This window comes from Chamaesiphon sp. OTE_20_metabat_361 (assembly GCF_031364565.1).
Genome location: NZ_JANLWO010000414.1, coordinates 1 through 1,852, shown reverse-complemented (window position 1 = coordinate 1,852; position 1,852 = coordinate 1). Strand labels below are relative to the sequence as shown.

The window sequence follows — 1,852 nt, the reverse complement described above, 5'->3', positions numbered from 1 at the left end:
CGATCGCATGAAAACCCGCCGCTCTCTCGTCTAAACATACAATCTTATTTGTTTGCGCGTTTTGAGCTACCGCTACAGTCAATGGTGTCGATCGAGAACCAGGAGAAATGACAAAATAATCAACACCATTTCTGACTAGTTCTTCAACTATTAAATATCCCCACAGTTGATTCATGAAAAATTACCCCCAACCCCCCTTATAAAGGGGGGCTTTTCTTGCTCCCTCCCCTTATAAAGGGGAGGGCTGGGGTGGGGTAATTCTCGCAAATCACAAATCATCTGTGAAATTAACTCAATTACAGCATCCAACTCTTCATATACCTGCGTATTCGTAAATCTCAAAAACTGAATTCTAGCAGCTTCAATTAAAGACTGCCGCTCTAAATCGTAAACATCTGCACCATCCCGAAAATGACTATCTCCATCTATCTCGATCGCTAGTTTAATTTCAACGCTATAGAAATCGATAACAAAAGCACCGACACTATATTGTCTTCGGAACTTGCAATCTTCTACTTGTCTACCCTTCAATCTTGCCCAAACTAGTTGCTCGGCGGGCGGCATATTATTCCGAAGATATTGTCGCTTATCTTTTTCGGAGGTTTTATTGTATAGTTCCGTCATCGATCGAATTTGTTGAGATTTTAGAGTTGCTGCGTAGATCTTTACCCCACCCCAGCCCTCCCCTTATAAAGCGGCTCGCTCCGCGCGGGGAACCCGCGCAAGGAAGCGAGACAAGACAGGGGTGGGAGCCGTAAAAGCCCCCCTTTATAAGGGGGGGTGGGGGGGTAATTCCCTATGCACCAACAGCTTCTTTAGCTGCGTACATTACTTCTAAAGTAATTACATCCTGACCCCGATCGCGTGCGAATTTCTCGGTGTTCCGTTTGACTTTGCCGCGCACGAAACCAGGAACTTTATTCAGTTCTGCTTGGGCTTCTTTATTCCAACCTAAGTCAGAATCAGCCGAGATACCTTTAGTAATTACTTCCTTAGTATCGTGTCCGCCGAAGATTTCGAGTAGGTGATCTTCCATCCCCAATGTGAACGAATTGTAGATCAGATCTACAACTTGATTCGTGCCTTCATAACCCAAAAATGGCTTGTAACCGATCGGGAAATTCTGAACGTGAATGGGTGCCGAAATTACGCCCGTGGGAATATTCAAACGTTTACCGACATGGCGTTCCATTTGCGTCCCAAAAATTGCCGACGGCTCACTACTTGCAATCCGATCGCCAATTAAGCCATGATCGTCGGAGATAATTACCTCATCGCAATATCCTTCAACTTCCTTACGGAACCATTCTTCATCGGGCTTACAAAAAGTCCCCGCCCACACGACATGAATCCCCATCTCGCGGGTGAGAATTTTGGTAATTGCGGCGGCATGAGTAGCATCACCATAGACTACCGCTTTTTTACCAGTTAAATTCTGACAATCGATCGATCGTGAGAACCAAGCTGCTTGGGAAACGTGAATGGTTTGCTCGTTGATAAAATCTTCATAATTTACATCCGCACCACCCGCATTCAGGATCGTTTGAATCTTGCGAATACAGCGGGCGGTTTCGACCACGCCCATTGGGGTAATATCGACGCAGGGCATCCCAAACTCCGCCGCAAGGTAATCTGTCGTCATCGGCCCTAATTCGCGGTAGGGAGCCAGGTTAAACCAGGCTTGGGGGAGACTTTTGAGTTCGCTAACTGTCGCGCCTTCGGGGATAACTGCATTGATGGTAATTCCCAACTCGCCCATCAACTTTTTGAGTTCGGTGCAGTCGTGGTTATTATGGAAAGCCAGAGTAGAAATCCCGATGATATTTACCGAAGGTTTCGCCGTCTTCTCGGT

At 46.4% G+C, this 1,852-nt stretch carries 3 protein-coding genes; all 3 read right to left on the bottom strand.

Annotated features, from left to right (window positions below; genetic code table 11):
- Positions 1–175: thiamine pyrophosphate-binding protein (locus RMO35_RS12050; RefSeq protein ID WP_309741491.1), on the bottom strand; the 175-nt coding region annotated here is incomplete at its 3' end.
- On the bottom strand, positions 172–624 hold the full coding sequence (locus RMO35_RS12045; RefSeq protein ID WP_309741490.1) for an endonuclease domain-containing protein: 453 nt from the start codon (positions 622–624) through the stop codon (positions 172–174). The genes RMO35_RS12050 and RMO35_RS12045, both read right to left, overlap by 4 nt.
- A gap of 172 nt (positions 625–796) precedes the next feature.
- Positions 797–1,852, bottom strand: a 1,056-nt coding sequence (gene bchB, locus RMO35_RS12040) for a ferredoxin:protochlorophyllide reductase (ATP-dependent) subunit B (protein ID WP_309741489.1), incomplete at its 5' end; no start/stop codon positions are given.